The 5466-nt window shown below is 40.4% G+C and carries 3 protein-coding genes; 2 read left to right on the top strand and 1 reads right to left on the bottom strand.

Annotated elements, in window-relative coordinates; all coding sequences use genetic code 11:
* Window positions 1–586: 586 nt before the first annotated feature.
* Window positions 587–1279 carry a tetratricopeptide repeat protein gene (locus HUN22_RS15330; RefSeq protein WP_174731090.1) on the bottom strand — a complete coding sequence of 231 codons (693 nt, stop codon included), beginning with the start codon at window positions 1277–1279 and terminating at the stop codon, window positions 587–589.
* Between the two features lie 261 nt (window positions 1280–1540).
* Here HUN22_RS15330 and HUN22_RS15325 point away from each other — a divergent pair, with 261 nt between their 5' ends.
* Together HUN22_RS15325 and HUN22_RS15320 are read left to right on the top strand one after the other, a co-directional pair.
* Entirely contained in the window at window positions 1541–4387 is a 2847-nt protein-coding gene (locus tag HUN22_RS15325) for a type VI secretion system Vgr family protein (protein WP_174731087.1), read from the top strand.
* A gap of 2 nt (window positions 4388–4389) precedes the next feature.
* Complete coding sequence (locus HUN22_RS15320) at window positions 4390–5388, top strand: hypothetical protein (protein WP_174731084.1); 999 nt, start codon at window positions 4390–4392, stop codon at window positions 5386–5388.
* The last annotated feature ends 78 nt before the right edge of the window (window positions 5389–5466 follow it).

The raw sequence follows: 5466 nt of genomic DNA, 5'->3' as shown, positions 1-5466 counted from the left end.
CCGCCTGTAATACAGGAAAATAAAATGATTAAAATTTTAAAATAAAATTATTTATAAATTTAAAATATTTTAGGTGAGAGAAAGCCTAAATTTTAAATAAATAAAATTACGATAGAGGATAGAGGATTAATATAAAAAAGGTCATGGTCAACTCCTAGAATTTATGGAGCTCTACCACCAGAAATCACCGTCAATTGATTATGGTGGTAGAACGGAAGAGGGTTGACAGACTGGGTATACAAACCAGCACGCGCAAGCGCGTCCCCCTCCCGTCCTACCGCAAAGAAAAGGGGACGCAAGGGTCTAACGAATTATAGTAGAACTATAATCCGCTACGAGTTACGGTCTGTCAAAACCGTCTGGCAATGTAGGCCAGCAACGAGATAATAATCGGTGATTTTAATTACGTCAATTTAATATTTAAAATATTTTTGATTTAATAATAAAACTAAATATATTTTTAAAATAATTAAATTAATGTTTATATTTAATTAGAGAAAATAAATAATAAAATAATTGTGCATGCAGTTTTATTAATAATAGTAATTCATCATCTTATAAGTAAAATATTATAGAGATGGATGCCTTATTCTAAACTTTTAAGCATTTCTTTCGCATCTACATCGCCTGCATCGGCAGCTTGCTGAAACCATTTCTTTGCCAGTTGTAGGTTTTTCGGCGTGCCTTCGCCATTTAAATACATCTGTGCCAAGTTGTATTGGGCATCGCTTTCATTGTGCTCGGCCGCTTTGGTGTACCACTTCAGTGCCTGCTCATTACTTTGGGTGACGCCGTGACCTTTTTTATATAGATGAGCTAAATTATATTCTGCGGGTGGGTAGCCTTGCTCGGCAGCACGACTAAACCACTCAAACGCCTTTCCATAGTCTTGCGCAGTTCCTTCACCTCTGTTGTATAACACCCCTAAGTTATATTGCGCTTTGGCATGGCCTTTATCCGCAGCTTTAGCAAAATATTCAAAAGCGCGTTTCATGTCTTTTTCCACGCCTGTACCCATGAAATACATCATTCCTAAACTATATTTTGCCCCCACGCTTCCATTTTGGTCAGCCGCAGTTAACCATTTAAACGCTTGTTCATAGTTTTTAACAACGCCTTGTTCGCCACTTAAAAGCATCATCCCCAAATGATATTGCGCAATCGGTTGTCCTTGCTGTGCACGATATTGAACATCAGCGACACTCGGTTCCGAAAATGCTGGAGAATGAAGTGAGAAAATCACTGTAAATATATAAAAAGCAGACTTTTTTATTTTCATATCTCATCCTGAATTTTATTAATTTGAATATTTATTTTTCTTGCTATCTATTTGATTATGAATGAAAAACATTAAATGTGTCTGGTTGGTTTATAGGGCTTTAAAATGATCTGATTTTACGGATTAAATACCTATTTAATAACAAATTAACCTAAAACAGCATATTTAGACTAGTTACATTTTGAAAATGAGTATAGATAGACAGATTAGTCTTTTTTTAATTAAAATGCGGGCTAAATATAAGTTTGATTGATAATAAAAATGCAGATGAGTGTGTCGAGTATATTGGAGCGTTTAGGCCTTGTTTCACAAAATCGCGCTGTTCATATCCAATTCTCAAATCAGTCTTTAAATCAGCAAGTCTTCTTGCAACGCATTGAGGGCGAACATACGCTCAACAAAGGTAGCGTTGCTGAGTTACTGTGTCTATCGACCAACGCACATATTGCATTAAAACAATTTATTGGCTGTCAGGTTGCCGTCGATCAGGTCACCGATACAGGCCAGTGCTTTAGAACGACAGGTATTATTACCGAAGCGAGCCAAGGTCAAAGCGACGGCTCACTCACCATTTATAACCTCACCTTAAAAGACCCAACTGCACTCTGGCATAAACGTCGTAATAGCCGCGTGTTTATGAATAAAAGCGTGCGCGATATTAGTGAAATTCTGTTTAAAGAGTGGCAAGGTAAAAGCCCGCTATTTGCCTCAAGCTTAACCCTCGACACATCTGGTTTAAGCAAAGACTACGATGTGCGTCCATTTGTGATGCAGTCAAATGAAAGCGATTATGACTTTTTAACCCGTCTATGGCGTAGCGAGGGCATCAACTGGCTGGTCGACGAATCACAGCTTTTTGTCGCCGACCCGAATGCGTCCATTCAGCCACAAGTCTTACGTTTAATTGACGATAACCAAAATTATCAGGCGCTTGAGCGACGTAGCCTCCGCTACCAACGCAGCAGTGCCACAGAACAGTTCGATACCATTACCCAAGTCAAGGCAGAGCGCCGCTTACAACCAACCTCTGTTCATGTGCAACGCTGGCAAGCCGATGCCCTGCAACAAGAAGAAGGCAGTGGCAGCGTACAAGGCACCCAAAAGCACAGTGAACACTATGACAATGCAAGCCTGAACCTTGAAGATGCATGGCACGTCAGCCCAGCTTGGATGCAAGACCTAAACGGTGAAGATCAAGCGACAGCTTCAGGCAACAGCCAGATTGAGCTGCTTAACCAGCACATTAACGCTTACCATCACCTGAGTTCTAAACAGTTTACCGTTTCAGGCAACGTCCGCGATGCACAGGTCGGTTACTGGTTTGAGTTGAATGATCACCCGGAACTCGACCAGCATGACAGTGCCGATAAAGAATTCTTAATCTTAAGCAAGCACTACTACAACCAGAATAATTTACCGAAAGAATTACAACAGCAACTTGAGCGCTTATTACCAAAAGACAAACTCAAGGCGGCCCAACTCGACACGCAAAATCCTGAGCAGCGTCACTTTGCTGAACTCAATGTGGTTCGACGCAACATTAAAGCTGTACCTGAATATAGCCCGCTAGAGCACCGTCCAGCGGCTTATCCGCAGCGTGCTAGAGTGGTGGGGCTGGAAGGCGAAAGCATCCACGTTGATCAGTGGGGCCGCATTAAAGTCCGCTTCCTGTTTACCCGAGCTGATGACCATAGCCATGATGGTGGTGCAGGAAGTAACGACAATGACACTGACTCGGCTTGGGTCGATGTACTGACTCCGTGGGCAGGTGCAGGTTATGGCGCACGCTTCTTGCCACGTGTTGGTGAGATTGTTGTCATCGATTTCTTTGACGGCAATGTTGACCGTCCATTTGTGGTGGGCCGTATTCACGAAGCCGAGCGTCACCCAACCCAGTTCGACCAGAAAGGTCAGCTGCCCGATACTAAAAAACTCAGCGGCATTCGCTCCGAAGAAGTCGACGGCAAAGGCTTTAACCAGTTACGTTTTGACGACACTACAGGTCAGATCAGTGCCCAGCTCCAAAGCAGCCATGCGGCTAGCCAACTCAACTTGGGTAACTTAAGCCATCCAAAAGACAAGGCGGAAAGTGATGGCCGAGGTGAAGGCTTTGAACTCAGAACAGACCAATGGGGGGCGGTTCGAGCAGGTAGTGGCTTACTCATTACCACTCATAAACAGGACCAAGCTCAAGGAGTACACTTAGACGCAGCTGAGGCCAAACAACAAATCGAAGGTGGCCTCAATAATGCCAAGGCACTCAGTGAAGTTGCTAAAAATCAGCAAACTGACCCGTTAGAAAATTTAGAAAACCTAAAATCCTTTATTGAAAAACTCGAGCAGCAAGACAACGAAAAAGCCAAAAGCTTTAAAGAGGCGATTATGCTGCTGGCAAGCCCAAATAGCATCGCGTTGAGTAGTAACGAAGATATTCACTTAAGCGCAGATGGGCAGTTAAACCAAACTGCTGGTGACAGCATCAACCTATCTACCCAAAAGAACTTGATTGCACATGCCCAAAATAAAATTAGCCTTTTTGCGGCGCAAGAAGGGGCAAGACTCTATGCAGGTAAAGGTAAAGTCGAGATACAGGCTCAAGGTGACGGAGCTGATTTAATTGCCCGTAAAGCTGTTCAGGTGATTTCGACTGAAGAAAAAATCGAAGCGACCGCAGCCAAAGAAATTGTGCTCACCGCAGGCGGCTCTCAAGTCAAAATTACTGGTTCTGGCATTTTTATGACTACTGGTGGCAAATTTGAGGTGAAGGCTGGGCAGCATTTGTTTATGGGAGGCGGGAGTGCGAATGCTAATGTTCCTGCGTTGCCTAAATTAGAATTTGCTGAATCTCCTTATTCTGCTCAATATCAATTATTTAAAGCGGATGGGAGAAATTTCCAAGGTTATAAATATTCTATTTATGACTCAAAAAATAACCTAATAAAGCAAGGCATTACTGACAATCAAGGTTTGACTGAACAAGTAGTGACTGAGAATAGAGAAAGAATCATAGGTTATAAATCTGTAATGAGAGAAAGTGAGCGTATTACTGAGAATTGGGAAGCAAAGTTAGAACAGGTAGCTAATAAAATGAGTTCAGTAGGAAAATAATTATGCTTCCTGTCGTGATTGGAATAATTGAACTAGCTGGATATGCAATAACGGCATATGAATTATATCGTACAGCAGCAAATGCTTACGATGAGGTTAAAAATTATCAAGATAATATTAAAAAGGCAAAAGAAGAAATCAAGAAAATAATGAAAAATCTTGATAAGGAGATTACTGACAAGATTGATCGGCAACGTGAAAAAGTATTATTAACGACTTTGACCACAGGTGATAAACAATCTAATACTACAAAGTCTGCTTCTGGAAGACCACAAGTCAAAAGTAATGTAATTACTGCGGCCATAAAGCAGAAAATTCCTTTTAGACCTATTATTAGCCAAATATGTGAAAAAGCAGATCATTTGCCAATGATCCAGTTAAGAAAACAAAAAGGTAAAAAATTAAAAGATGTCATACCAAAGAGTAAGGTGGATATCGTCGCGAAGCTATTGAAGATGACTGCTCAAGAATTAGCGGGAGCAAGTGTTGATGAATATATTATTATTAGATTAAAACAACTTGCCGTAAATTTCATGTTTGAGTTTATGGACGAGCTTTTAAAATGGCGTAGTCCTTTAAAATCAGAAGTATGTTTCGGTTATGATATAAAAACTAAGAAATATTTAGCCCCTCAATTAGATGGTCAGACACGTATTAAAAGGGTCGGTTCAGAATTAAATCCATTTTGGCCGATGCCTTATAAAGGTAAAGGTGTAATTGGTGCAGATATTATTATTCCTGAATATCGTGGTGAACCTTTAACTTTAACTAATATTTTTGCATTGGTTGAAATTAAATTTCAGAATGATGTGATTAAAGATAGTCAATTCCAAGCATATAATGACTTGAAGCTACAATGCGCAAAAGCCAAATTTACTAGCAAAGTTACTGCCAATGAAGGGTTTAAACTATCATTGTTCCGATATCCTGAGGATGCTGGAATGTTAGAAGAGAAGAAACCAGCACAAAGTAAAACTAAAGGAGGTACTGGGAAAAAATGAGTACGTCGGAATTATTTTTATCTGAAAATGAAATTAAAAGTTTTTTATCTGAATTTGGTCAGAATAGTGATTATATAT

This window comes from Acinetobacter lactucae, from assembly GCF_013344765.1.
Taxonomy (GTDB): domain Bacteria; phylum Pseudomonadota; class Gammaproteobacteria; order Pseudomonadales; family Moraxellaceae; genus Acinetobacter; species Acinetobacter lactucae_A.
Note: the sequence above shows the minus strand (reverse complement) of the source record. Positions and strands in the feature narration are given on the sequence as shown.

Excerpts from the sequence above, each read along its gene's own strand:
- HUN22_RS15330 (WP_174731090.1), bottom strand. The coding sequence starts at position 1,279 with ATGAAAATAAAAAAGTCTGCTTTTTATATATTTACAGTGATTTTCTCA.
- HUN22_RS15325 (WP_174731087.1), top strand. The coding sequence starts at position 1,541 with ATGCAGATGAGTGTGTCGAGTATATTGGAGCGTTTAGGCCTTGTTTCA.
- HUN22_RS15320 (WP_174731084.1), top strand. The coding sequence starts at position 4,390 with ATGCTTCCTGTCGTGATTGGAATAATTGAACTAGCTGGATATGCAATA.